At 53.6% G+C, this 24,826-nt stretch carries 29 protein-coding genes; 17 read left to right on the plus strand and 12 right to left on the minus strand.

The genetic code is table 11. The features are described 5' to 3' along the window. Nucleotides 1-2: 2 nt before the first annotated feature. The 6 genes from KVT28_RS04150 to KVT28_RS04175 form a co-directional block, all read right to left on the minus strand. Nucleotides 3-947 (minus strand): transketolase family protein, encoded by a 945-nt coding sequence (locus tag KVT28_RS04150; RefSeq protein ID WP_217546912.1) that lies wholly within the window; start codon nt 945-947, stop codon nt 3-5. Next, nucleotides 940-1,773, minus strand: coding sequence for a transketolase (locus KVT28_RS04155; RefSeq protein ID WP_101760786.1), 834 nt, complete (start codon nt 1,771-1,773; stop codon nt 940-942). The genes KVT28_RS04150 and KVT28_RS04155 overlap by 8 nt, the downstream gene beginning before the upstream one ends. A gap of 88 nt (nt 1,774-1,861) precedes the next feature. After that, entirely contained in the window at nt 1,862-2,968 is a 1,107-nt protein-coding gene (locus KVT28_RS04160) for an ABC transporter permease (RefSeq protein ID WP_101760787.1), read from the minus strand. A gap of 1 nt (nt 2,969) precedes the next feature. Further along, a complete protein-coding gene (locus tag KVT28_RS04165; RefSeq protein ID WP_110865954.1) occupies nt 2,970-4,484 on the minus strand; it encodes a sugar ABC transporter ATP-binding protein in 1,515 nt (504 codons plus the stop codon). Continuing rightward, on the minus strand, nt 4,484-5,095 hold the full coding sequence (locus tag KVT28_RS04170) for a DUF2291 family protein (RefSeq protein WP_217546916.1): 612 nt from the start codon (nt 5,093-5,095) through the stop codon (nt 4,484-4,486). Before KVT28_RS04170 ends, KVT28_RS04165 begins: the two co-directional genes overlap by 1 nt. 13 nt (nt 5,096-5,108) lie before the next feature. Beyond that, nucleotides 5,109-6,050, minus strand: a complete 942-nt coding sequence (locus KVT28_RS04175) for a D-ribose ABC transporter substrate-binding protein (protein ID WP_110865953.1) — start codon at nt 6,048-6,050, stop codon at nt 5,109-5,111. A gap of 182 nt (nt 6,051-6,232) precedes the next feature. Here KVT28_RS04175 and KVT28_RS04180 point away from each other — a divergent pair, with 182 nt between their 5' ends. Continuing rightward, on the plus strand, nt 6,233-7,177 hold the full coding sequence (locus KVT28_RS04180; RefSeq protein WP_217546918.1) for a sugar-binding transcriptional regulator: 945 nt from the start codon (nt 6,233-6,235) through the stop codon (nt 7,175-7,177). Between the two features lie 52 nt (nt 7,178-7,229). Here KVT28_RS04180 and emtA read toward each other — a convergent pair whose 3' ends face one another. Continuing rightward, nucleotides 7,230-7,859 carry a membrane-bound lytic murein transglycosylase EmtA gene (gene emtA / locus KVT28_RS04185; protein WP_217546920.1) on the minus strand — a complete coding sequence of 210 codons (630 nt, stop codon included), beginning with the start codon at nt 7,857-7,859 and terminating at the stop codon, nt 7,230-7,232. A 163-nt stretch (nt 7,860-8,022) separates the two neighbouring features. Here emtA and ldcA point away from each other — a divergent pair, with 163 nt between their 5' ends. Continuing rightward, nucleotides 8,023-8,946 (plus strand): muramoyltetrapeptide carboxypeptidase, encoded by a 924-nt coding sequence (gene ldcA, locus KVT28_RS04190; protein ID WP_217546923.1) that lies wholly within the window; start codon nt 8,023-8,025, stop codon nt 8,944-8,946. Between the two features lie 23 nt (nt 8,947-8,969). Further along, nucleotides 8,970-9,644: an MBL fold metallo-hydrolase gene (locus KVT28_RS04195; protein ID WP_101760794.1), complete on the plus strand. Its 675-nt coding sequence runs from the start codon at nt 8,970-8,972 to the stop codon at nt 9,642-9,644. 1 nt (nt 9,645) lies between these two features. Here the strand turns inward: KVT28_RS04195 and KVT28_RS04200 are convergent, their stop codons facing one another. Together KVT28_RS04200 and KVT28_RS04205 are read right to left on the minus strand one after the other, a co-directional pair. Then, nucleotides 9,646-10,029, minus strand: a complete 384-nt coding sequence (locus KVT28_RS04200; RefSeq protein ID WP_101760796.1) for a hypothetical protein — start codon at nt 10,027-10,029, stop codon at nt 9,646-9,648. Between the two features lie 129 nt (nt 10,030-10,158). Continuing rightward, nucleotides 10,159-10,338, minus strand: coding sequence for a hypothetical protein (locus KVT28_RS04205; RefSeq protein ID WP_008108187.1), 180 nt, complete (start codon nt 10,336-10,338; stop codon nt 10,159-10,161). A gap of 199 nt (nt 10,339-10,537) precedes the next feature. Between KVT28_RS04205 and KVT28_RS04210 the strand changes: the two genes are divergently transcribed. The 3 genes from KVT28_RS04210 to KVT28_RS04220 all read left to right on the plus strand — a co-directional run bounded on the left by KVT28_RS04210 (nt 10,538) and on the right by KVT28_RS04220 (nt 11,879). After that, nucleotides 10,538-10,867 (plus strand): hypothetical protein, encoded by a 330-nt coding sequence (locus KVT28_RS04210; protein ID WP_101761034.1) that lies wholly within the window; start codon nt 10,538-10,540, stop codon nt 10,865-10,867. Between the two features lie 61 nt (nt 10,868-10,928). Beyond that, nucleotides 10,929-11,480 (plus strand): hypothetical protein, encoded by a 552-nt coding sequence (locus KVT28_RS04215; protein ID WP_101761035.1) that lies wholly within the window; start codon nt 10,929-10,931, stop codon nt 11,478-11,480. Between the two features lie 150 nt (nt 11,481-11,630). After that, nucleotides 11,631-11,879, plus strand: coding sequence for a DUF883 family protein (locus KVT28_RS04220; protein WP_101760797.1), 249 nt, complete (start codon nt 11,631-11,633; stop codon nt 11,877-11,879). Between the two features lie 31 nt (nt 11,880-11,910). Here KVT28_RS04220 and KVT28_RS04225 read toward each other — a convergent pair whose 3' ends face one another. Together KVT28_RS04225 and KVT28_RS04230 are read right to left on the minus strand one after the other, a co-directional pair. Then, the gene (locus KVT28_RS04225) at nt 11,911-12,105 is read right to left on the minus strand and encodes a hypothetical protein (protein WP_101760798.1); all 195 of its coding nucleotides are present in this window, start codon (nt 12,103-12,105) and stop codon (nt 11,911-11,913) included. A gap of 101 nt (nt 12,106-12,206) precedes the next feature. After that, a complete protein-coding gene (locus KVT28_RS04230; protein WP_007891509.1) occupies nt 12,207-12,404 on the minus strand; it encodes a DUF6404 family protein in 198 nt (65 codons plus the stop codon). A gap of 204 nt (nt 12,405-12,608) precedes the next feature. On the opposite strand from KVT28_RS04230, the gene KVT28_RS04235 reads away from it, so the two are divergent. The 4 genes from KVT28_RS04235 (at nt 12,609) to KVT28_RS04250 (ending at nt 16,716) form a co-directional block, all read left to right on the plus strand. After that, complete coding sequence (locus tag KVT28_RS04235; RefSeq protein ID WP_217546926.1) at nt 12,609-13,865, plus strand: mechanosensitive ion channel family protein; 1,257 nt, start codon at nt 12,609-12,611, stop codon at nt 13,863-13,865. A gap of 175 nt (nt 13,866-14,040) precedes the next feature. Further along, on the plus strand, nt 14,041-14,400 hold the full coding sequence (locus tag KVT28_RS04240; protein WP_217546929.1) for a GtrA family protein: 360 nt from the start codon (nt 14,041-14,043) through the stop codon (nt 14,398-14,400). Next, on the plus strand, nt 14,397-15,323 hold the full coding sequence (locus tag KVT28_RS04245; protein ID WP_217546934.1) for a glycosyltransferase family 2 protein: 927 nt from the start codon (nt 14,397-14,399) through the stop codon (nt 15,321-15,323). The genes KVT28_RS04240 and KVT28_RS04245 overlap by 4 nt, the downstream gene beginning before the upstream one ends. Continuing rightward, nucleotides 15,304-16,716: a glucosyltransferase domain-containing protein gene (locus tag KVT28_RS04250; RefSeq protein ID WP_217546937.1), complete on the plus strand. Its 1,413-nt coding sequence runs from the start codon at nt 15,304-15,306 to the stop codon at nt 16,714-16,716. Before KVT28_RS04245 ends, KVT28_RS04250 begins: the two co-directional genes overlap by 20 nt. A gap of 76 nt (nt 16,717-16,792) precedes the next feature. On the opposite strand, the gene icd is transcribed toward KVT28_RS04250, so the two are convergent. Continuing rightward, entirely contained in the window at nt 16,793-18,043 is a 1,251-nt protein-coding gene (gene icd, locus KVT28_RS04255; RefSeq protein WP_064740914.1) for an NADP-dependent isocitrate dehydrogenase, read from the minus strand. Nucleotides 18,044-18,153: 110 nt separating this feature from the next. On the opposite strand from icd, the gene rluE reads away from it, so the two are divergent. From rluE to phoQ, 7 genes are all read left to right on the plus strand, one after another. Further along, a complete protein-coding gene (gene rluE, locus KVT28_RS04260; protein ID WP_217546940.1) occupies nt 18,154-18,813 on the plus strand; it encodes a 23S rRNA pseudouridine(2457) synthase RluE in 660 nt (219 codons plus the stop codon). Between the two features lie 30 nt (nt 18,814-18,843). Next, nucleotides 18,844-19,317, plus strand: coding sequence for an NUDIX domain-containing protein (locus KVT28_RS04265; protein ID WP_101760804.1), 474 nt, complete (start codon nt 18,844-18,846; stop codon nt 19,315-19,317). A 42-nt stretch (nt 19,318-19,359) separates the two neighbouring features. Continuing rightward, nucleotides 19,360-20,472: a tRNA 2-thiouridine(34) synthase MnmA gene (gene mnmA, locus KVT28_RS04270; RefSeq protein ID WP_110865945.1), complete on the plus strand. Its 1,113-nt coding sequence runs from the start codon at nt 19,360-19,362 to the stop codon at nt 20,470-20,472. 36 nt (nt 20,473-20,508) lie between these two features. Then, nucleotides 20,509-21,150 (plus strand): high frequency lysogenization protein HflD, encoded by a 642-nt coding sequence (gene hflD, locus KVT28_RS04275; RefSeq protein ID WP_217546943.1) that lies wholly within the window; start codon nt 20,509-20,511, stop codon nt 21,148-21,150. Between the two features lie 44 nt (nt 21,151-21,194). Beyond that, the gene (purB, locus tag KVT28_RS04280) at nt 21,195-22,565 is read left to right on the plus strand and encodes an adenylosuccinate lyase (RefSeq protein ID WP_101760807.1); all 1,371 of its coding nucleotides are present in this window, start codon (nt 21,195-21,197) and stop codon (nt 22,563-22,565) included. Nucleotides 22,566-22,667: 102 nt separating this feature from the next. Continuing rightward, nucleotides 22,668-23,336, plus strand: a complete 669-nt coding sequence (gene phoP / locus KVT28_RS04285) for a two-component system response regulator PhoP (RefSeq protein ID WP_101760808.1) — start codon at nt 22,668-22,670, stop codon at nt 23,334-23,336. Between the two features lie 3 nt (nt 23,337-23,339). Then, nucleotides 23,340-24,800: a two-component system sensor histidine kinase PhoQ gene (phoQ, locus tag KVT28_RS04290; protein ID WP_101760810.1), complete on the plus strand. Its 1,461-nt coding sequence runs from the start codon at nt 23,340-23,342 to the stop codon at nt 24,798-24,800. The last annotated feature ends 26 nt before the right edge of the window (nt 24,801-24,826 follow it).

A 24,826-nucleotide genomic window follows, 5' to 3' on the forward strand; every position in this document is an offset into this window, starting at 1 on the left:
CTTTACGCTCCTGCACAGATGCGCGCTGCACTCTTCACCACGCTGGCGGCATCAATGCCATGTCGGGCACGGGTGGAGGCGCGATCGCCAGCAATCGCGTATTCGCCGTCGGGGATGCCCAAACGCAGCAGCGGGATGCCACAGCCGCCTTCCGCCAGCACTTCCGCCACCAGGCTGCCGACGCCGCCGTTGACGTTGTGTTCTTCCACGGTAATGACCGCTGGATAGTGATTTAACAGCTCGCGCAGCTGTTGGGTATCACAAGGTCGAATCGATGGAATGCTGATCACACCTGCTGTAATGCCTTGCTCATGCAGTTGCTCGGCGGCGTGAACCACCTCGTGAACCGTCGAGCCCATCGCCACCAGCACAATGTCATGACCTTCACGTAACACGTCGATTTGGCCAGGACGGAATTGATAGTTTTCATCGTGCAGCTGCGGCAGATCCTTACCGTCCAGACGGATATACACCGGCCCGACATGCGCCAGCGCATACTCAATAATCTGGCGGCACTCCAGCGGGCAGGATGGCGCATAGATTTCGATGTTGCCGAAGCCGCGCATCACCGCAATGTCGTCGATGCTGTGATGGGTGCTGGCCAGCGGGCCGTAGCTGGCACCGGCATTCAGGCCAAACAGTTTAACGTTGGTGTTGTTGTAGCAGACGTCGACTTTAACCTGCTCATTGGCGCGGGAAACCAGGAACGGCGCGGCGTTGCAGGTCACGGCCACTTTGCCGCCAATTGCCAGACCGGCGGCGGTGCCCACCAGCGTTTGCTCCGCGATACCCACGTTGATCAGGCGATCGGGGAATGCTTTGATAAAGGGCGCAATTTTCGCGGTTGAGGTGGAATCGGCCACCACCGGCACTAAATTGACACCGCGATTAACCGCATCAATAAATGCCTCAACCATTACCGTCGCCAAATGTTTTGCATTACTCATCTTTTAATTCCTCCAGTGCCAACGCAATCTCTTCCCCTTTCGGCACACGGTGATGCCACTCCGGTTTGCCCTGAATAAAGGAGATGCCGAAGCCTTTTTCGGTATGCGCCACAATCACCTGTGGCTTGCCGCTGTTGCGCGGCAGGTTTTCGATGGCGTCCACCACCGCCGCCATGTCATTGCCGTTGCACTCGCTCACATCCAGACCAAAGGCGCGCCATTTTTCCGGCAGCGGATCGGTATTCATGATGTCGCGCGTATGCCCCGCCAGCTGCAGCTTGTTCTTGTCATTGATGATCACCAGGTTATCGAGGCCGTAATGCGCCGCCACCAGCGCCGCTTCCCAGTTGCTGCCTTCAGCCAGCTCACCGTCACCGGTGACGACAAAAATGCGTCGGTCGCTGTTATCTTTCTTCGCCGCCAGCGCAATGCCGACCGCCACCGGTAAACCGTGACCAAGCGCGCCGGTGTTCAGCTCAACGCCCGGCGTTTTTTGACGCACCGGATGGCCCGGCAGATGCGAATCGGAATGCTGATAAGTCGGCAGCCATTCGGTGGGGAAATAACCGGCTTCTGCCAGCACGCAGTAATAACCGCCCACCGCATGGCCTTTCGACTGGATATAGATGTCGCGCTGCGGATCGTTGGTGCGATCTGGCGCGCAGTTCAGGATGCGGAAATAGAGCGCGGTAAGGATCTCAACCTGTGAGAGATCGGCACCGGTGTGACCGCCCGCCGGGCTGCCCGCATTAAGCTGGATGATGCGGCGGCGCACGGCGCGCGCTTTCGCTGCCAGATCCGCTACCGTGTATTTGAAAGGATTCATAGACACCTCTGAATTTTAAAGCATGGATGAATATTTATTCGTGATAAAGAAAAAAAGGTGCAGACAATCAGCGCCTGCACCCAACCGATTAACTTTTTGCCGGGCTACCGCCCTCCTCAATCAGCGCTTTCTGCGCCACCACCGCCGCTTTCTGCTGCATGCGGCTCTGCATTTGGTCGATGATCACCGCCACGATAATCACGATGCCTTTGATCACCATTTGCCAGAACTCGCTCACACCCATCATGATCAAACCGTCGGCGAGGAAGCCGATCACAAAGGCACCAATCAGCGTGCCAAGAATGGTGCCGCGTCCACCCGCCAGCGAGGTACCGCCCAGCACCACTGCGGCAATCGCGTTCATTTCAAAGGAGGTTCCGTTCGCCGGATGGCTGGCCACCAGCTGCGACGAGACCACGATGCCAGCAATTGCCGCGCAAAAACCGGAGATGGCATAGACCCAGATTTTCACCGACTTCACTTTCACGCCCGAGAGTTCAGCGGCGCGTTCGTTATCGCCAATCGCGTAAACCTGACGGCCAAACGGCAGGCGGCGCGCCACGTAGGCAATCACCAGCGCCAGCAGCACCATCATCCAGATGGCCCACGGCAAACCAAGGAAATAGCCAGCGCCAATCTTGTCGAATCCGGTATTCCCCAGCATTTCATTGCCCTGCAAACCGGGGAAGGTTTCGCCGCCCGAGGTGAGCATCGCCGTGCCGCGCAGGATGTACATGGTGCCGAGCGTGCAGATGAACGGAGCCACGTTATAGCGGGTAATGATCCAGCCATTGACCGCACCAATCAGGCCGCCAATCAGCAATACAATCGGCACGATTAGCCACACGCTGGGAAAGATAGCGATGCCAAACATCGGCAACACAATGCCTTTGGTAATCAGCCAGCCGGCGATCATGCCGCACAGGCCGAGCGTGGCGCCGATGGAGAGATCGATGCCCGCCGTGATAATGACAAACGTGATGCCGAGCGCGAGGAAGGCGTTAATGGCGATGTGTTTCACCATGATCACCATGCTGCCCACCGCGAGGAAATCGGGCACCGTGATAGCGAAGAAGCCGACAATCAGAAACAGCGCAATAAAGGTGCGCAGTTTGAGCAGCAGCAAAATCAGGCTTTCGCGTGAGTTGAATGCTTTGACAGGCGATGCGAGCGCGAGCGCGCCATTGTTTTTCATATCAGAACCCTTGTGCGCTTGCTTTAACCAGCGCCGCCTCTTCCGCTTCAGCGCGCGGCAGGTCAGCAGTCAATTTGCCGCCGGACATCACAATGATGCGATCGGCTACGGCCATGATCTCTTTCAAATCCGAGGTGGAGAACACCACCGCAATGCCCTGCTCCGACAGCTTCACCATCATGCGGAACACTTCGCCTTTGGCACCGACGTCGATACCACGGCTCGGTTCATCCAGCAGCAGCAAGCGCGGATTGGTCAGCAGCGATCGGCCAATCACCACCTTTTGCTGATTGCCGCCGCTCAGTGCGCTAATGGCGACATCCGGCGAGGAGATTTTGATTGCCAGATTGCCGACGGTGCTGGTCACCACTTCGCGTTCCGCCTGCTCTGAAATCACGGTGCGATGCGACAGACGCCGCCACAGGCTGGCGATGGTGAGATTACTCGCCACCGATGAGATGGGAAAAATGCCCGAGCGTTTGCGATCCTCCGGCACCAGACTCATGCCCATACGAATGCGTTCAGCGGTCGGCAGACGCGTCGGCAGCGGTTTGCTGTCGAGCCACAGCTTGCCGAGATAGTTACGCTGCGTGCCAAGCAAACACTCAAACAGTTCGGTGCGCCCCGCGCCCATCAACCCGTAAATGCCGACGATCTCTCCGGAACGCACCTGAAAACTGACATCATCCACCAGCGTGTTGCCGTTCGGGCTGACGCAGGTGATGTGTTCGGCTTCCAGCACCGGCGCACCGAACTGGCGATCCGGCGGCAGGAAAGTGCCGACAGGTTCACTGCCCAGCATTTCGCGCACGATCCACGGCACGTCGATATCGCTGACCTGCGCTTCGGCCTGAAAACGCCCGTCGCGAAGAATGGTGATCACATCACCAATCGCCATCAGCTCCTCGAGCCGATGCGAGATATAGATGATTGAGACGCCCTGACGCGTCAGTTCGCGGATCACCCGAAACAGGATCTCCACTTCAGTTTTGCTCAGCGCCGAGGTCGGTTCGTCGAGGATCAAAATGTCAGCGTCCTCCGCCAGCGCTTTGGCGATCTCCACCAATTGCTGCTGGCCAACCTTCAGGCTGCCGACCTTCTCATCCGGTGAAATTGGCTGATCGAGGCGCTGCATCAGCGCGGCGGTGCGGCGTTTCTGCTCGGCTTCATTGATGGGCCGAATGCCGCTTTGGATTTCCCGGCCAAGGAAAATGTTCTCCGCTACGCTGAGGTTCTCAAACAGATTGAGTTCCTGATGCACCATGCCGATGCCGTGACGCGCGGCGTCTCGCGTGCTGTGAAACGCCACTTTGTTACCGTTCAGGAACATCTCACCGCTGGTCGGTTGCTGCACGCCGGCGAGAATCTTCATCAGCGTCGATTTTCCCGCGCCGTTTTCGCCGATGATGACGTTGACTTTGCCGCGCCACACGCGGTAATCCACGCGATCCAGCGCTAAGGTGCCAGGAAACAGCATCGACATCTGATTGGCTTGCAGAATGATCTCGTCGCTCATTATGGATTCCCCTGCTGCAGCCGCACCGCCACCACATCTTCCACTGTGCCCGCGCCCATGCTGACGGCCAGCAGCGCCTGCGCCGGTTTGCCCACCCAGCTGGCATCCACTGCGGGCAGCTGTTTCACCGCGTGGCGATTGAGTGCTTTGGTGAGCTGCGCGTATTGCACCTGATTAGTAAACTCTTCAAAGCGGAAACCGGCTGCATCGCGAATCGCGTTGCCGCGCAGCACCGGACCAATCAACACTTTCACCGGCTTGCCGTTGATGGTCATGGTGAGACTGCGTTCCCGCTCGTTGCTGTTATCAAACGCCGTTACCGTGCCTGCCGCGCGCACAAACACGCTTTCGCTGCCGCCCGCTTTGACGGTGTGGCTTTTGGTTTCCATATCCGCCCAGCTCAGCGCCTGCTTCTCAGCCGGCTGCTGCACGCGGCTGGCCCAGCTTGACTCCGCAATCTGCTGCGGCGTTTGATCGCTGTAACCCGGTTTGGCGTTGGGATCTTTCGGCATGATGGGTTTGCCGTTGGCATCGAGATCCACCACGGTGCAGGCGGCTAACATCAGCGTCAGCAGCGCCACCAGCATGCTGCTCAGCCCTTTCCCCTTCATGCCGACCTCCATCTTATTGCGCCAGCTTGAAGGTTTTCAGCTTCGCGGCATTGCTGTCGTCAATCAGCACGCAATCCATCAGCTGTTTCTCCTCTTTCTGCGCTTTGCCGTTTTTCAGGTAGTAATCCACCTGCTCGACGGCCATTTGCGCCTGATCCCAGCCCGGCTGCAGCACGGTGGCTTTGATGTTGCCTTTATTGAGGATGGAGTCGCGGGTGTAATCGCTACCGTCGAAGCCGACCACAATCACATTGGTTTTGCCCGCCGCTTTCAGCGCCGCTTCCGCGCCAAGCGCCATGGTGTCGTTACCGGAGATCACGCCGACAATGTTGGGGTTCTTCTGCAGGATGGTTTCCATGCGGCTAAAGGCTTCGGTTTGGCTCCAGTTGGCACTCTGCTGCGCCACCATTTTCAGATCGGGATAATCATCCAGCACGTCGTGATAACCCTGTGAACGCACGCCCGCGTTGGTATCTGACTCTTTGCCCAGCAGCTCGACATAATCCCCTTTTCCGTTCAGCAGTTTGGCGAACTTCTCGGCACCGAGCTGTGCGCCCTGATAGTTGTTGGAGACGATTTGCGCCACGGCGATGCCGGTTTTATTGATTTCGCGGTCAATCAGGAAGGTAGGAATGCCGGCATCTTTGGCTTTTTGCACCGGGCCAACGGTGGCATCCGCACCGGCGTTATCAAGGATGATGGCTTTGGCTTTGCGCGCGATGGCGGTTTCAATCAGCTGATTTTGCTTATTCACGTCATCATCATGTGAGGCCACCAGCGTGGTATAACCGAGGGCTTTAGCTTTCTCCTGCGCGCCGTCGGCTTCGGCCTTAAAGAACGGGTTGTCATGTGATGGCGTAATAATGGCCAGCAACCCCTTATCCGCCGCCAGCGACGCCGCCGAGATCATCATGATTGAAGCAAGTAGAGAGACTTTGAGGACAGAGGCTTTCATTTGTTATCTCCGATTGAATATATATTCAATTGCGATTTTATATGCATAATGACTATGCGCTGGCTTCTTGAGCACGTCCATTGCCCGATCCTCAAAAAGCGAAAACGATCACAAAATGTTCTGCGTTGTTATTTTTGACAGGCTGATTAACAATACCAGGCGGGTTAAAAGAGAGAAAAACCATGGCAAAACAGGATGAACAGCGGCTGATGGTGAAAATCGCCACGCTTTATTATGTGGAAGGCAGGAAGCAGTCCGACATTGCGCAACTGTTGAAGCTGTCGCAATCTTTTGTGTCGCGCATCCTTAATCGCAGCGTGAAAGAAGGTGTGGTGAAGATCAGCGTGGTGCCGCCGGCCAATGTGTTCCCTGAGCTGGAAAAAGCCATTGAGCAGCTGTATCAACTGCCGCAGGTGATTGTGGTGGATGTGCCGGATCAGGCTTCCGCATTGCAGATCAAACAGGCGATCGGTTCCGCCGCCGCGCACTATCTGGAAACGCGGGTGCGTGCCGATGAGCTGATTGGCATTTCCTCCTGGAGCGGCACCATTCGCGCCATGGTCGATGCGCTGCATCCGCTCAGCGCGCCGTGCCAAGGCGTCATTCAGCTACTGGGCGGCGTGGGCGCCAACGGCAATGTGCAGGCCACGATTCTAACGCAGAATCTCGCGGCGCTGCTGGGTTGTCCGGCGTGGCTGCTGCCGTCGCAATCAATCGAACACTCGGTAAAGGATCGTCAGCGTTTATCGGTTAATCCCGATGTCGCGGTGGTACTGGAAAAGTTTGATCAAGTGGATCTGGCGATTGTCGGCATCGGCGCTCTCGAGCCGTCCGCCCTGCTGCGCAATTCCGGCAACTATTACGACGGTGAGATGCTGCAAACGCTGGCTGAACGCGGCGCGGTGGGCGATATCTGCCTGCACTATTTCGATGCCGACGGTCAACCGGTGCTGAGCGCAGAGGAAGATCCGGTAATTGGTATGGAGTTGGCGCAGGTAAAACGCTGTCCGCAGGTGGTGGCGTTAGCGGGCGGCAAAGAGAAAGCGCAGGCGATTCGCGGGGCGTTGCGCGGCGGTTATGTGCAGGTGTTGATTGTGGATTATCCGACGGCGCGATTGTTGGTGTAGCGGCGCAATTCATTGCGTCATAAATCGCGCCGCAACAGATAGGTGTACAGCGTCAACCGATGGTGCGGTAGGCGGTGGTGACTTTCCATAAATAACGCGGGGCCTGCGCCGCCGGATGCTTATTCTGTACGTGCTGGTAAAACTCGTCCGGCGTCATGGAATTGATCATCGCAATAGCACGGTCGCGGTCACGCGAGAAGGTACGCAGCAAGGCACCGGCACCGTTGGCGTAAGAGACAATGGTGGCGTAACGCAGGGTCAGCGGATCGCGAATTCCGGCTAAGGCGGAATCCTGCAGAATTTTCAGGTAAGCCGCGCCAATATCGATGTTCCTCGCCGGATCGCGCAGCTCGGACGAGGATGGCTGACCATGACGGCCCTGGATGCGATAGACTTCGCGGCCCGCGGTCGAGGCCTTAATTTGCATCAGACCAACCGCATTGGAACGGCTCACCACGGTGGGATTGCCTCCGGATTCGACACTAATAATGGCGCTGATTAACTTCTCATCAACGCCATAATGACTGGCGGCATCTTCGGTAAACATTGACCATGCATCATTTACTTTCGACGGCGGTGCCTGAGTTAACGGCGTATTCTTCTCGGGCAGTGCCGGTTTTTCCGGCTCGCTGGAACAGCCAGCAAGCAGCAGTGCAGAAAGCATAAGTAGGCGAATTTTCACTGATTTTTGGTTCCGCAATAGGGTTGGCGCAAGCTATCATACCTGCCGCAGCGCGATGCAAAATTACCGTTTATCCTAAATCGGTAAATAACCTTATGCTACCGTGACTTCGATAACGCATTTCGTCATCATCAGCAGGCCACTCTACAGCAGGATGGAAGTTATGGTTACTCCCCGCACGCTACGTCTCATCGCCCCTTCCGGTTATTGCCACAATCAGGACGCCGCCCAGCGCGCGGTGAGTCGTTTACAGGCTGCTGGCCATCATCTTGACAATCTATCGGTGATCACCCGCCGCTTTCAACGCTTTGCCGGCGATGATGCGCAGCGGCTGAATGATATCAATGCGCTGGCCACGCTAGAGGCGCTGCCCGATATCGTGCTGGCGGTGCGTGGCGGCTACGGCGCTTCACGTTTGCTGGATAAGATCGATTACGTTGGCCTGCAACGTCGATTGCTCAACCAACCGGTGGCGCTGTGCGGCCACAGCGATTTCACCGCGCTGCAACTGGCGTTACTGGCACAAATCGGGCTGATCACCTTTAGCGGGCCGATGTTGGCCGGTAACTTCGGCGCCGAGGCATTATCTGATTTTACCGAATCGCACTTTTGGCAAACGCTGACATCACCTACAGTCAATCTACGCTGGCACAGCACCAGCCCGGATCACGGCCGCTGGCAAGGCACTTTATGGGGCGGCAATTTAGCGATGATTTGCTCGCTGATTGGTACGCCGTGGATGCCGCAAATTGAAGGCGGCATTCTGGTGATCGAAGATGTGAACGAACATCCGTTCCGTATCGAGCGCATGCTGATTCAGCTGCAGCAGAGTGGCATTTTGTCGCGCCAGCAAGCGATTATTACCGGCAGCTTTACCAGCACATCGCTGTCGGCGTATGACAACGGTTTTGATTTTGCCACCGTGTGGCAGCGCATTCGTGACGAGTTTCAGATTCCAGTGATTAGCGATCTGGCTTTTGGACACGATGCCGATACCGTGACGCTGCCGCTGGGCGCTAGCGCCACGTTGCAGATTGAGAATGGAGAAGCACAGTTCGCCTTCACCGGCCACCCGACATTGCGCTAACGTGTTGCCGCAGGAGACCGACAATGAAGCCACTGTACGACGATTTGTGGATCTCCACGCCAGAATTCCCCGCCGAAGAGACGGCGAGTGACTTAATGATGCATGGCTTTATGCTGTGCCACCCACGCGGCAATTTATTGATTGGTCGCGTGGAGCATCCGCTCGACCATGAGTTCCTCAACGATGCCGGCGGCGTCATTCGCCACTATTTAACTCACTGGCACGAAGCCGCGCCGGGAGCGATCGCCATTCAGCAGCGCTTTAATAGCGCGCTCTATTGCCACAGTCGTTCGCTCGGGCCGGTCAGTTTGGTGATTGAGCCCGACGAAACCTTTACGCAGCAAGAGACGCACTTTGGCGATTTTCACCTGCTGCCGACGCCCGGACACACGCCCGGCAGCAGCAGCTATCTCTACCACTCGCCGCTCGGCCACACTTATCTGTTTGTCGGCGATACGCTGACTCGCGATTACAACCGCTGGATCAGCGTGCTGATGCCTGAAAGCAATCCCACCGAACTGCAGCAGTCGCTGGAGTTGTATCGCTCGTTACGCCCGGATGTCGTGCTGATGAGCACCACGCGCGGACATCTTTCGTGGGCTAAGGTGAATTTGCAGAGCTGGCTGGCAGCCATTGATGAGGCGGAACAGTCGCCGCTGGATTTGCGCCAGCGGCAACTCATCAAACCGGGTTATTAACTCACGAGTTTGGACGCGCGCTGTCGTCGTAGCGTTCTAGCGATAGAATCTGCGCATCGCGCTTATCGGTGCGGCTGCAGGGCAACAACTTGTTGCTATTGGCGTAGACGAAGAAAGTTTCATCGTTCTTTTTATTCACGATTAACTGATCGCCATTACGAAAACGGGTGATGGCGACTTTATCGCCCCCTTTCAGGCTGGTGCGCTGCTGCCCGGCAGCAATCTGGAAGTGGCGCGTTGGCCACATTAACGTACTCAAACCATACTCGGCACGCGATACCGTCATAGTTGGACGGCCGGGACAGGTGATTTGGTATTCGGTTTCGCTCCAGGCGGGCGCTATCTGACAAGCCAGCACGCCAACGGCCATGACTAGTGCCTTCATTGGGTTCTCCGCTGAGGTTAAATGATGATTTCGTGGAGGGATTGGCCTTGCTGCTGCATTCCATAAACTTCATCCAACAACAGCAAAGCCTGGTACATCAAGCGCAATGAGATTCTGCGGGAGCAGGCACTACTCAGCAGCCACTTGCGCCGCGACCAACATCAATGCCAGTCCGGCTTCTTCGGCTTCAAAACGCTGCATCACTTCCTGAATGGCCGCTACGCAGTTCATTACCTGCTTCTTTTTGTCGGCTTCTAATTTGTCGATCGCGTGCTGAAGAATCATTAAACTCGCTTCTTCTTCTTTCATTAATTTACCCTTGTTTTGCTTACCTGGTGCGCAACGCTGGCAAGAATACCGTTTCTCCGCCAGGAAAGTCACCCCTTTACATTCCTTCCGCTTAACGATTATACAAATGACAAATAGGAAGCAGCGTCAGACCTGCTATGATCCAGTTATCAGTACGCATAGGCGTGCCATGGCAAACCAGGGAATGAAGCAGGTGCTCATGTGGCGAATCACGGTTGTACTCACCCTTTTAATGTTGGCTGGCTGCAGTTCCGCACCGAAAGGTGTCGACTGTCCGGGCGAAGTGTCGACGATTTATGGACAATCGATGGGCAACACGCAGGCGCGCATCTTTGATTTGGTGAGCGCCTTCGCCGTATCGCGCGATGGCGTGAAGGTGCAAAGCGGTACGCTGCACTCCACCGATCGCTTTCAGTACGTGCCATCGGCCATCACCGCGGAGGGCTTCTACGCGCAACGCCTGTCTGATAAACAGTTCCGCCTGATCAATCCTTATCAGAACACCATGATTACCTGGACGTGCCCATAAGCCGTGCGTCGCAGCGTGAGATGGTTTATTGTCTGCCCATCGCACGCGGCGGACCTGCATGATGGAAAAGAGTCTGGATAACAACGGCTATATCGATTTCCCCTTTCCAGCCAGCACCAATGCGGATGGCTCGGTGAACCCCTGTGGATTTGACCTCACGCTGGAAACCGATCGTATTGATGAGATCACCGCCGGTAAACACTCCGAAAATATGCGGCGCCTGCTGGAAGAAGTGAATCTGCAGGATGGCTTATTTATGACGCTGGCCTGCGACTGGCAGCAACGGGACGATGGCGTTTGCGGATTTATCGATGTGGCATTTCGTCCGACGGTGGCAGGCTTCAATACGGAAGAGACGCAAAGCCTCGATCAGGCGTTTGAAATCTACCTCAGCCGTCAGGAGAAGCAGCACAACATGCAGAGTGGCACGCTAATCAACTACGCGCGTGCGGTGCTTGATTGGAGCTGGTCTCCCCTGCAGCAGCGCCACATGCGCTACGAAAAAGTGACCTTGCGCTATTACTGCCAGCAGGCCGACGATGCCGAATGGTGTTTTGACCACCTGCGTCACTTTCTGGTGAGCTGGTATCCGGCTTATCGCGGTCAGCGCTAACTTCAGGTTTTCGCTTTCCCACTCCGCTGGCATGCGCAGAATTTTTGCGTACTGCAAACTGCTGTTACAACCTTTACCGCTGCGTCATTTGCTGCCTGCAGTTTCTCTGACTACGCTTTACAGGACATTCACCACGATCAGGGAGTCATTATGAGCGACAAAGCGGAAGCAAAATTGAATGAAGCGGCGGGTGCCGTCCAGGAAAAATTTGGTCAATTCACCGGTTCACGCCGTCATGAAGCCAAAGGCGCGGCGCGTCGTTATCCGGCTCAGGCCAGCTATGCGGTTCAGGATGCAGCGGATTGTGTGGTGAAATCGGTACGCGATAACCCCGCGACCGGCCTGGCAGTTGCAGCCAGCATTGGTGTGATTGTCGGTTTTCTGCTCGGACGTAAGTAATCCGTTAAAACGGGGCCTCAAGGCCCCGATTTTAATGGTGCTGACCCACTTCATATATTCCTTCTTTGATATGTTCATCCGGCGTTTCAGCCACATCTACGGTGCTGTTTTCCATCTTCAAATGACGATCGTGCTGCAGGGTTAAAGTTATTGAGCTTGAAGGCTGTGCGCAAGCGACCACAGACAGCAGCAGAAAAAACCACGCAGCGACAACTTTCTTTCCCATCGTTCTTTTTCCAGCAAGCTGAGATATGTTGGCTCAGATTGCCCGAGTAAATGAAAATGAGCGTCAATTTGCCGCAAAGCTCTGTAGTCAGTTGTGTACAACTACACCTGCGCGCGCCGTGCTTTGTATCGCGCAACCATGGTCATCAGCGCCTGGTAAATTAATCCCGCATACAAGCTCATCACGATCACCATGCCGATCTCTTTGCCCTGCGCCTGCCACGAAACAAACCACATAAAGATGCCCCACAACAGCGAAAACAGCAGCCAGCCTTTAACGAACTTGATTACACCTTGCATACCACCTCCTGAATCGTAAGCGCTGAAGATAACGGTTTAGTCTTTAATGCACACTGCCATCAGCATGTAAATGTTAACTGTTTCAAAGTTCTGCGAAAGGGAATGTAAACCCATGATGGTGTAGACTAATGCGCACGCGTCGCATATCGCTATCGGCGCGATTATGTTTGAATTCCCGCCAACACTGTCCGGCATGTGGTTGAAATGAATTATTTAAGCAAGATACAAAGTTTTATTGAGGGTAACACGGTGCTGTCGGCCGCTTTCAGCCTGGTGTTATTGATGTTTGCCGGCATGATCGCCCATCTGATCTGTAAATTCTTTATCGTTAAAGTGGTCAGAAAGGTGTTCTTCAGCACGCACAAAAATCAGGTGCCGCTGGATAAGGACGTCAGGCTTTCGGAGAAGCTCTCTAACTTTATCCCGGTGATCACGGTCTATTATCTGCTGCAGTTTATGCCAGATTTACCCGAGCATCTGTTGATCGCAATTAAGACCATCTGCGGCATTCTGTTCTTCGTCTATTTATCGCTGTTCTTTACCGAAGTGCTGGAGATCGTTAATAACTCCTATTCGAAAAAAGCCAAGCGCAAAAATCACTCGATCAAGGGTTATATCCAGGTCGGCAAGATTCTGGTGCACATTATTTCGGCGATCATGATTCTGGCAATTATGTCGAATAAATCGCCGGTGATTATTATCTCCAGTTTGGGTGCTGTAGCGGCGGTATTGATGTTGGTGTTCCAGCATACGCTGATGTCGCTGGTGGCCAATATTCAGGTGTCATCGAACGATGTGCTGCAACTCGGCGACTGGATTGAGATGCCGGATAACGGCATCAGCGGCGAAGTGATCGATATCGCGCTGCATACCATCACCATTCGCAACTGGGACAATACGCTGTCGCGTATCCCCACCAAAAACTTCCTCACCGAAACCTACACCAACTGGCAGGCGATGTTCTCCTCCGGCGCGCGCCGCATTATGCGCAGTTTCCATCTTGATCAGATGTCGATACGCTTTCTCGATCACGAGATGGTGCAGCAGATGAGCCAAATCCGCGGCGTCAGTGAGCAACTTTCAGCACTGATGGATGGCCGCGATAGCAATGCGGTGGGCGAACGCTGGTTTGCAGAAAACGGCATTACCAATCTGACGGTGTTTCGTAAATACCTGACGGCGTGGCTGTCGCAGCGCGACGATATCAAAAAGGATATGTATATCGTGGTACGCGCCATGAAGCCTTCGCCCGAGGGCTTGCCGGTGGAGGTTTATTGCTTCACCTCGTCAGTATTGTGGGTAGATTACGAGGATTCTCAGTCGGCCATTTTTGAGTATATCTATGCAATTGTCGGTCACTTCTCGCTGCGGATGTATCAGCAACCGGGCGGCAGCGATTTCTGGCGACTGTCGCAGGAGCGTGCTCAAATCGCCAAACACAATGAGCAGCAAGTCGATTAATGCATAAAAAAACGGAAGCGATTAGCTTCCGTTTTTTTCTGATGATGAGTGAATAGCCTGCGCTTATGACATACCGGTGAGGACGCTGATTTTTCAACTTTATTTATCGTACCCCTCCATGTAAAATTCGCATCTATTTTGCAAATAATGATGTCGTCATGGCTAATATTTCACTATGTTGAAATTATTCTCACGTTTTTTATCAGTTGGCATCATTAACACCCTGATTCATTGGATGGTGTTTGCAGCCCTGTATTCTCTTAATACCCGCCAATGGCTGGCTAATCTGTTGGCTTTCATTGTCGCGGTAACATTTTCATTTTTTGCCAATGCACGCTGGACGTTTAAAGCCGAAGCGACAACTTTTCGCTATGTCATCTTCGTGGCCTTTATGGGCATAATGGCCGCCGGCATCGGCAGTTTCGCCGATCATACGCATCTTAATCCGATTATCACGCTTATTTCATTTTCTATAATAAGCCTGGTATTCGGCTTCATCTATTCAAACTTCATTGTTTTTAAGGTGAAAAAGTGAAAATTTCTCTGGTCGTTCCCGTCTTCAATGAAGAAGATGCAATCCCGATATTCTATCGTACCGTCAAAGAAAAACTCTCTTCTTACCCTCTCGAAATTGTCTTCATTAATGATGGCAGTACCGATAAAACCGAGCAGATTATTAAGTCGCTGCGGGATGATGACGAATCTGTATTACTCATTAATTTTATTCGTAACTTTGGTAAAGAAACCGCGCTGCTTGCCGGACTTGAACATGCTACCGGTGATGCAGTCATTCCGGTTGACGTTGATCTTCAGGATCCCATCGAAGTGATTCCCTTGCTCATAAGCAAATGGCAAGAGGGATGGCCGATTGTGCTGGCAAAACGCAATGACCGCAGTAGCGATAGTCATTTTAAGCGTAAAACTGCTGCATGGTTTTATAAACTGCATAATAAGATCAGCTCACCAAAGCTTGAAGAAAATGTTGGAGACTTTCGTTTACTTTCGCGCGCGACTGTCGAAAACATAAAGCAATTGCAGGAACGCAATCTGTTTATGAAAGGCATCCTGAGTTGGGTGGAGGGTGATGCTGCCATCGTGGAATATAGCCGTTCAGCGCGCGTTGCGGGAGAGGCAAAGTTTAACGGATGGCGACTTTGGAATTTAGCGCTTGAAGGGCTGACCAGTTTCTCAACCTTTCCGCTCAGAGTGTGGACCTATATTGGTTTTTTTGTCGCATTCCTGTCGTTCGTTTATGGCGCATGGATGATCATTGATAAAATAATATGGGGTAACCCGGTAGCAGGTTATCCATCACTACTGGTATCAATACTGTTTTTGGGTGGAATTCAATTAATTGGAATAGGTGTGCTAGGTGAATATATTGGCAGGATATATATTGAAACCAAGCATAGACCTCGATATATTAAAAAGGAAGCAGATGACAAAAATAGCTTGTAATAACTTTAAAGTTTATCTTTTTTTAGCTGCGGCATTATTGGTTTGCTATAGCCCTGTCTTTCTTTCAAGCTATGCCTTTTCGGATGATTGGTACTATCTGTTCAGCGCCCAAACTGATCCTGCCAGCATTTTCAAGTGGGACGTCCTTTCTGGAAGGCCGGCCTATGGCGCTTTGCGCTATGGTTTCTCTTTCCTGATATCCAGCGTGGACTCTTTGATACTGATAAGAGTGCTATCCGTTGTCTCTCTTATTTTACTAAGCTGTTACTTTTACAAATTTATCTCTGAGAGAGGTATCCTTAAAAAACCACTGCAGAGAGTTATATTCTCTTTAGTGATCTGTTTACTGCCCTCTTTTCAGGTATTCAACGCCTGGTCAGTATGTTTTCCTTTTGTAACGTCTATTCTTCTTGCTGGATGGAGTTACTCAGCATTAACCCGATTGCGTGGTATTAAGGGAGTAACGGTGTCAGCCTTGCTGATTACGCTCTCTTTCGCTATTTACCAGCCCACGGCCATGTGTTTTCTTTTTTTTGCGTTTATGGACACTTGCCTGACTTCACGTAAAGTCGATAAAAAGGAACTCATTCGTACATTCTTAATGATTTTCTTTGGCATGTTGATGGCATTAATATTAGCCAAAGCCATCCCGCTCCTGTTATTCGGCGAGACACTTTCAAGAAGTAATATCACCATCGATCTCATGGGAAAGATAAAATGGTTCTTTGTAGAGCCATTAAAAAATGCCATCTGTAATTTTGACACTGGTAGAAAAGCACTATCGGTTATCATCTCACTGTTATTCATCTTTATTGGATTGAAAAACATTAATGAGAATGGCAAAGAGAAAGTGTTTTTATCTTTCCTGTTCGCTGTTGCAGCAGTGACACCAAACTTGCTGGTGACGGAGAGTTGGGCGGCTTACCGTACTATCAGTGCGCTCTCGCTGATTACCACTTCTTGCTTCCTTATCGGGCTATTCTTGGTTATCGATAAGACAAAATACTCACGATTCATATATATATTGCTGCCTGTCGCTGCCGGATGGCTTGCAGCCAGTAATATTAAAGAGGGTTTTTCTTCACCTCAGCAAAAAGAGTATGCACTTTTAAAAGCCGAAATAACTAAAATGGTCGCAAAAGATTTCGATGGCGCCCTTTACTACCGCTTAAATAGTGAGAATTTGCCAAAAATTGCAAAATCATCGAAATATGATGAGTTTGGTTCTTTATCTTTAGGCATGTCGTGGACGTTTGCCGGTATGGCATTCACCGTAAAAAAAGAAGCGGGTATGAATTACACTCTAACCAAATCGCCAGTGATCACCGGCAATGAGAGCTGCACAGGAAAATGCATGATTATCGATGCTCAGTCGGTGCTGGCAAGGCAATAAACCGAGATTATCCGCGAACTTTAGACAAAAAAAGGGAGCCATTGGCTCCCGTTATGCTTTCTGCCCGAGTGGCAAATTACATGTTGCTGATGATCGCGTCACCAAACTCTGAACATTTCAGCAGTTTAGCGCCTTCCATCAGACGTTCGAAATCGTAGGTCACGGTTTTGTTAGCGATAGCGCCTTCAACACCTTTAACGATTAAGTCAGCCGCTTCGAACCACTCCAGGTGACGCAGCATCATTTCTGCCGACAGAATCACTGAACCTGGGTTCACTTTATCCTGACCTGCATACTTCGGTGCTGTACCGTGCGTCGCTTCGAACAGGGCACATTCGTCACCGATGTTGGCGCCTGGTGCGATACCGATACCGCCAACCTGTGCCGCCAGGGCATCAGAGATGTAATCACCGTTCAGGTTCATACAGGCGATCACGTCGTATTCCGCCGGACGCAGCAGGATCTGCTGCAGGAAGGCGTCGGCGATCACGTCTTTAACGATGATCTCTTTACCGGTGTTCGGATTCTTGAACTTCATCCACGGGCCGCCATCGATCAGCTCGCCGCCGAACTCTTCTTTCACTAACTGGTAACCCCAGTCTTTGAAAGAACCTTCGGTGAACTTCATGATGTTGCCTTTGTGAACCAGGGTCAGAGAATCACGGTCGTTGGTGATGGTGTATTCAACCGCTGCGCGCACCAGACGTTTAGTGCCCTCTTCCGAGCATGGCTTAACGCCGATACCACACTGCTCAGGGAAGCGAATTTTCTTCACGCCCATCTCTTCGCGCAGGAACTTGATCACTTTATCCGCTTCTGGCGTGCCCGCTTTCCACTCGATACCGGCATAGATATCTTCTGAGTTTTCACGGAAGATCACCATGTCGGTCTCTTCTGGACGCTTAACCGGGCTTGGCGTGCCTTTGTAGTAGCGAACCGGACGCAGACAAACGTACAGATCCAGCTCCTGACGCAGCGCAACGTTCAGAGAACGAATACCGCCACCAACTGGAGTAGTCAGCGGGCCTTTGATGGCAACGCGGTATTCTTTGATTAAATCGAGGGTTTCCTGCGGCAGCCAGACGTCCTGGCCGTAGAGTTCTACTGATTTTTCGCCGGTATAAATTTCCATCCAGGAAATTTTTCGCTCGCCGTTGTAGGCTTTCTTCACAGCGGCATCAACCACTTTCAACATTACCGGGGAAACATCAACGCCGATACCGTCACCTTCAATGTAAGGAATAATCGGGTTATTCGGAACATTCAGTTTTCCCTGATCCAGGGTGATTTTTTGACCTTCCGCCGGAACAACTACTTTGCTTTCCATCAACCTCTCCTTCGAGCGATTTTTTGTTAATGATTTGTAAGATGCGGGTCAATACTACTTGATTATTTCCGCTACGCCAATCACCGTAGTTTCGCGCTATAATGCGCCGAATGTTTCCGACTGCAAAGCCCATGCGAAAAACTTCTCAACGAATTCACCAGGATAAGCGCGCAAGCGCCCCGGCACGTAAGCCCGTGCGCCGCGATACCCGTCCGAAAGGCCCAAGACGCGTCATACTCTTTAACAAACCATTCGATGTTTTGCCGCAATTCAGTGACGAAGCCGGACGCCGCACGCTGAAGGATTTTGTGCCGGTGAGCGACGTCTACGCCGCTGGCAGACTCGATCGCGACAGCGAAGGATTGATGATTTTGACCAACGATGGCGCGCTGCAGGCCGCGCTGACGCAGCCCGGCAAGCGCACTGGAAAGGTCTATTTTGTGCAGGTGGAAGGTGCGCCGCAGGAATCAGATTTATCCCTGTTACGCAGCGGCGTGACGCTGAACGATGGCCCCACTTTGCCGGCAGGGATTGAGTTAGTGAGCGAGCCAGAGTGGCTATGGCCGCGCCAGCCGCCGATTCGTGAACGCAAAGCGATTCCCACCAGCTGGCTGAAAATCACCTTGTTTGAGGGACGAAATCGCCAGGTGCGCCGCATGACGGCACACATCGGCTTTCCGACGTTGCGCCTGATTCGCTTTGCGATGGGCGAACATCAGTTAGGCGATTTGCCCCCGGGTGAATGGCGCGATATCAGTGCAGCCATTTAATAACTTTTAGTTAACAATTTCGGAGGAAGGATGTTTAAACCTCATGTAACGGTCGCCTGTATTGTGCAGGCACAGGGACATTTGCTGGTGGTTGAAGAGCGCGTGCACGGTCGTATTACCTGGAACCAGCCCGCCGGGCATCTTGAGGCCAATGAAACTCTTCTCGAAGCCGCCCAGCGTGAACTGTTTGAAGAGACCGGCATTGAAGCCAAACCTGAATATTTCCTCGGCGTGCAGCAGTGGATTGCGCCGGACGATACACCTTTTGTGCGTTTCCTGTTTGGCCTCGATCTGGCCGAAAAAGTCGATACCTCGCCGCACGATCGCGACATCGACTGCTGCTGGTGGCTGCCGCCAGAGCAGATTCTGACGGCCAATCGCCTGCGTTCGCCGTTAGTGGCAGAGAGCGTGCGACTGTGGCAACAAGGCGAGCGTTATCCGCTGCATCTGGTCGCGCCGTTCCAGTGGCCGTTTCATGAGGGTGCGCGCCCCGCTTCTGCATGATAGAATGCGCCGCCTGTTTTTATCGTAATTTAAGAGTGCGTCATGTCTGACAACAGCCAGAAAAAAGTGATCGTCGGAATGTCCGGCGGCGTCGATTCTTCCGTTTCCGCCTGGTTACTGCAGCAGCAGGGCTACCAGGTTGAAGGCCTGTTCATGAAGAACTGGGAGGAAGACGATGGCGAGGAGTATTGCACCGCCGCCGATGATCTGGCTGACGCACAAGCCGTGTGTGACAAACTCGGCATCAAACTGCACAAAATCAACTTCGCCGCTGAGTACTGGGATAACGTGTTCGAGCACTTCCTGGAAGAGTACAAAGCCGGCCGCACGCCGAATCCTGACATCCTGTGCAACAAAGAGATCAAGTTCAAAGCCTTCCTCGAATTCGCGGCGGATGATCTCGGCGCAGACTTCATCGCCACCGGCCACTACGTGCGCCGTCAGGATGTAGATGGTCAAAGCCGCTTGCTGCGCGGCCTCGATGGCAACAAAGATCAGAGCTATTTCCTCTACACGCTCAGCCACCAGCAGATCGCGCAAAGCCTGTTCCCGGTTGGCGAACTGGATAAGCCGGAAGTGCGCCGCATCGCTGAGCAGCTGGATCTGATCACCGCGAAGAAGAAAGATTCCACCGGCATTTGCTTTATCGGTGAGCGCAAGTTCCGCGACTTCCTTGGTCGTTATCTGCCTGCGCAGCCGGGCGAAATCGAAACCGTTGACGGCGAAATCGTCGGTGAACATCAGGGCTTGATGTACCACACGCTCGGCCAGCGTAAAGGTCTGGGCATCGGCGGCCGTAAAGAGAGCAACGACGATCCCTGGTATGTGGTCGACAAAGATGTGGCGCGCAATCGCCTGATCGTGGCGCAAGGCGGCGAGCATCCGCGCCTGATGTCCGTGGGGTTGATTGCCCAACAGCTGCACTGGGTTGATCGCCAGCCAATGACCGCGCCGCTGCGCTGCACGGTGAAAACCCGCTATCGCCAGACCGACATTCCGTGTGAAATTATTCCGCACGGCGATGACCGTATTGAAGTCCGTTTTGACGAGCCGGTTGCGGCCGTCACGCCAGGCCAATCCGCCGTGTTCTATCTCGGTGAAGTGTGCCTCGGCGGCGGCATTATCGAACAACGCCTGCCTCTGGCAGAAGCCTAAGGTCGGCGCTGCCCGACGCGATGACAGGAGTTAAGCGTGGCTAAGAACTATTATGAGATTACGCTGGCGCTGGCGGGCGTATGCCAGGCCGCCCATGTGGTGCAACAGCTCGCGCAGCAGGGAAATTGCAATAACGCGGCACTGAATGTGTCGCTGCGCAGCCTGATCGATCTCAATCCCGGTTCGACGCTGGCAGTGTTTGGCAACGACGAAGCCAATTTAAAGGTTGGATTAGAGACCTTGATGGCGGTGCTCAACAGCAGCAATCGTCAGGGTACCAGCGCTGAACTGACCCGTTATACCTTAAGCATGATGGTGCTGGAGCGTAAGCTGCATGGCAACAAAACCGCGATGAACACGCTGGCACAACGCATCGGCCAGCTTGACCGCCAGCTGGCGCATTACGAGCTGGAATCGGACACCATCATCAGCGCAATGGCCGGCATTTATGTGGATGTGATTAGCCCGCTGGGCCCGCGCATTCAGGTGACCGGTTCACCGCAGGTGCTACAGAATTCACAAGTGCAGAGTAAAGTGCGCGCCGCCCTGCTGGCCGGTATTCGCTCTGCGGTGTTATGGCAGCAGGTTGGCGGTGGCCGTCTGCAGCTGATGTTCTCGCGCCAGCGCTTGCTGAGCGAAGCCAAAACCATTTTATCCCGCCTGGGCCCGGCGTATTAAGCGCCGCCCCGGCATAATTGTTAAACGATTCAGGAGTTGCACTGATGGAATTATCCTCTCTGACCGCCGTTTCACCTGTCGATGGTCGTTACGGCGATAAAGTCAGCCCACTGCGCGCCATTTTCAGCGAGTTCGGTTTGCTGAAATTCCGCGTTGAGGTTGAGGTTCGCTGGTTACAAAAATTGGCCACGACTGTCGAGATCAAGGAAGTTCCTGCATTTGATGCCGACGCAAACGCTTTCCTTGATGCCATTGTCGCCAATTTCAGCGAAGAAGACGCGGCACGCATCAAAACCATCGAGCGCACCACCAACCACGACGTCAAAGCCGTGGAGTATTTCCTGAAAGAGAAAGTGGCCGATGTACCCGCGCTGCATGCGGTGTCTGAATTCATCCACTTCGCTTGTACCTCCGAAGATATCAACAACCTGTCGCATGCGCTGATGCTGGAAACCGCTCGTCGTGATGTGATCGTGCCGTTCTGGAACCAACTGATCGATGCTGTTAAAGGTCTGGCACACGAATACCGTGACATTCCGCTGCTGTCGCGCACCCACGGCCAGCCGGCAACGCCGTCAACCATGGGTAAAGAGATGGCGAACGTGGCGTACCGTCTCGAGCGCCAGTTGCGTCAGTTAAGCAAAATTGACGTGCTGGGTAAAATCAACGGTGCGGTCGGTAACTATAACGCCCACATCTCCGCCTACCCGGAAGTGGATTGGCACCAGCTGAGCGAGCAGTTTGTTACCTCCTTAGGTCTCACCTGGAACCCGTACACCACGCAGATCGAGCCGCACGATTACATCGCTGAACTGTTTGATTGCATCGCGCGCTTCAACACCATTCTGATCGACTTTGATCGTGATATCTGGGGCTACGTGGCGCTCAATCACTTCAAGCAGAAAACCATCGCCGGTGAAATCGGTTCGTCCACCATGCCGCACAAAGTGAACCCGATTGACTTCGAAAACTCCGAAGGCAACCTCGGCCTGGCTAACGCCATGATGCAGCATCTGGCCAGCAAACTGCCGGTGTCACGCTGGCAGCGCGACCTGACCGACTCCACCGTGCTGCGTAACCTTGGCGTGGGCATCGGTTATGCGCTGATCGCTTATCAAGCCACACTGAAAGGCATCTCTAAACTGGAAGTTAACCGCGATCGTCTGCTGGACGAGCTGGATCACAACTGGGAAGTACTGGCTGAGCCGATCCAAACCGTGATGCGTCGTTACGGTATCGAAAAACCGTACGAGAAGCTGAAAGAGCTGACGCGCGGTAAACGCGTTGATGCCGCCGGCATGCAGACCTTTATCGATAGCCTTGAACTGCCGGAAGAGGAAAAAGTGCGTCTGAAGCAAATGACGCCAGCCAACTACCTCGGCCGTGCGATTCAGATGGTTGATGATTTGAAGTAATGCGGTGGCCAGGCGCGTTTCGCGCGCCTGGTTGTTCTCTGGTTTAGCTGGCTTTGCGTATACTCTTCTCATCATCACTACGTTCGAAGCTAAGGAAATACTATGCGTGTTCTGGTTGTGGAAGATAATGCGCTGCTACGCCATCACCTCGCCGTGCAATTGCGTGAAATGGGCCATCAGGTCGACGCCGCAGAAGATGCCAAAGAAGCGGATTATTTCCTGCAAGAACATGTTCCCGACATCGCGCTGGTCGATCTCGGTTTGCCCGATGAAGATGGCATGTCGCTGATTCGCCGCTGGCGCACCGATGCGGTACGTCAACCGATTCTGGTCTTAACCGCGCGCGAAGGCTGGCAGGCCAAGGTGGAAGCGCTGGAAGCGGGTGCCGACGACTATGTCACCAAGCCGTTCCACATTGAAGAAGTGGCTGCACGCTTGCAGGCGTTGATGCGTCGCAACAGCGGACACGCGTCGCAAATTATCTCTATGCCGCCGTTCCAGGTCGATCTCTCTCGCCGCGAACTGACGGTGCAAGATGAACCGGTAAAATTGACCGCTTTCGAATACACCATCGTCGAAACCCTGATTCGCAACGCGGGTAAAGTGGTGAGCAAAGATTCGCTGATGCTGCAGCTCTATCCGGATGCCGAACTGCGCGAAAGTCACACCATCGACGTGTTGATGGGCCGTCTGCGTAAAAAAATTCTCTCACTCTATCCAACCGAAGTGATCAACACCGTACGCGGCCAGGGCTATCGCTTTGATCTCTGATTTATGACGTGGTTCCGGCGTTTACGCCCCTTCTCTCTCCGCGCTCGTTTTCTGCTGGCGACCGCGGCGATCGTGTTGTTTTTGTCACTCTCCTACGGCATGGTCGCGGTGGTTGGCTATGTCGTCAGTTTCGATAAAAATACCTATCGCGTGATGCGCGGTGAGAGCAATCTGTTCTTCACGCTGGCGCAGTGGCACGACAATCAGCTCACTATTGGCCAGCCGGAGCGCATGACGCTCAATTTCCCCACGCTGGTCTTTATCTACGATGAACGCGGCAAACTGCTGTGGCAGCAGCGCGATGTGCCCGAAATCCGCAAAAAGATTCATCGTGAATGGCTGCTCAAGCCCGATTTCTACGAAATCGATACCAGCAACCGCACCAGCATGGCGGCGATGGGCAACAACCCGCAGGCGAAAGAGCGGCTGCACGCGCTGGATAGCGACAGCAGTGACACCTTCACCCACTCGGTCGCGGTCAATCGCTACGATGCCACCACCAACTTACCGGCGCTGACCATTGTGGTGGTCGACTCAATTCCGCAAGAGTTGCAGCATTCCGATGTGGTGTGGTCTTGGTTTAGCTATGTGCTGGCGGCCAATCTGCTGCTGGTGATCCCGCTGCTGTGGCTGGCGGCGCACTGGAGTTTGCGGCCGATTGGCGATCTCACTTCGCAGGTGCGCGAGCTGGAAACCGGTCAGCGCGAGAATCTTGATGACAATCCGCCGCAAGAGTTACGCAGTCTGGTGCGCAATCTTAACCTGCTGCTGACCAACGAACGTCAACGCTACACGCGCTATCGCACCACCTTGTCGGATGTCACCCACAGCCTGAAAACCCCGCTGGCAGTGCTGCAAAGTACGCTGCGATCGTTACGCAATGGTAAAGAGTTAACCATTGAACAGGCCGAACCGGTGATGCTGGAGCAGATCAGCCGCATCTCGCAGCAGATTGGTTATTACCTGCATCGCGCCAGCATGCAGGCCGATCACAATCCTCTGCAGCGCGATTTGCATTCGGTTTCGGCGCTGCTCGATAGCCTGTGCTCGGCACTGAATAAAGTCTATCAACGCAAGGGCGTAGCGATCACGTTGGATATCTCGCCGGAGCTGACCTTTATCGGCGATAAGAATGACTTTATGGAAGTGCTTGGCAACGTGCTGGATAACGCCTGCAAATATTGCCTCGAATTTATTGAAGTCACCGCACGACAAACCGACAACACCTTGCATCTGTTTATTGATGATGACGGCCCCGGCATTCCGGAGAGCAAACGCGATCTGATCTTCGTGCGCGGTCAACGTGCCGACACCTTGCGTCCCGGCCAGGGATTAGGTTTAGCCGTGGTGCGCGACATCCTCGAACAGTACGCCGGCCAGGTGATCGCCACCACCAGCCCGCTCGGCGGCGCGCGCATGGAAGTAATTTTCCAGCGCCAGGAAGTCGAGCATCACCGCGAGTAGAAAGGGACGCGGGCTGTTATACTTGC

The sequence above is a fragment of the Pantoea sp. GbtcB22 genome, from assembly GCF_019091025.1.
Lineage (GTDB): Bacteria > Pseudomonadota > Gammaproteobacteria > Enterobacterales > Enterobacteriaceae > Pantoea > Pantoea leporis.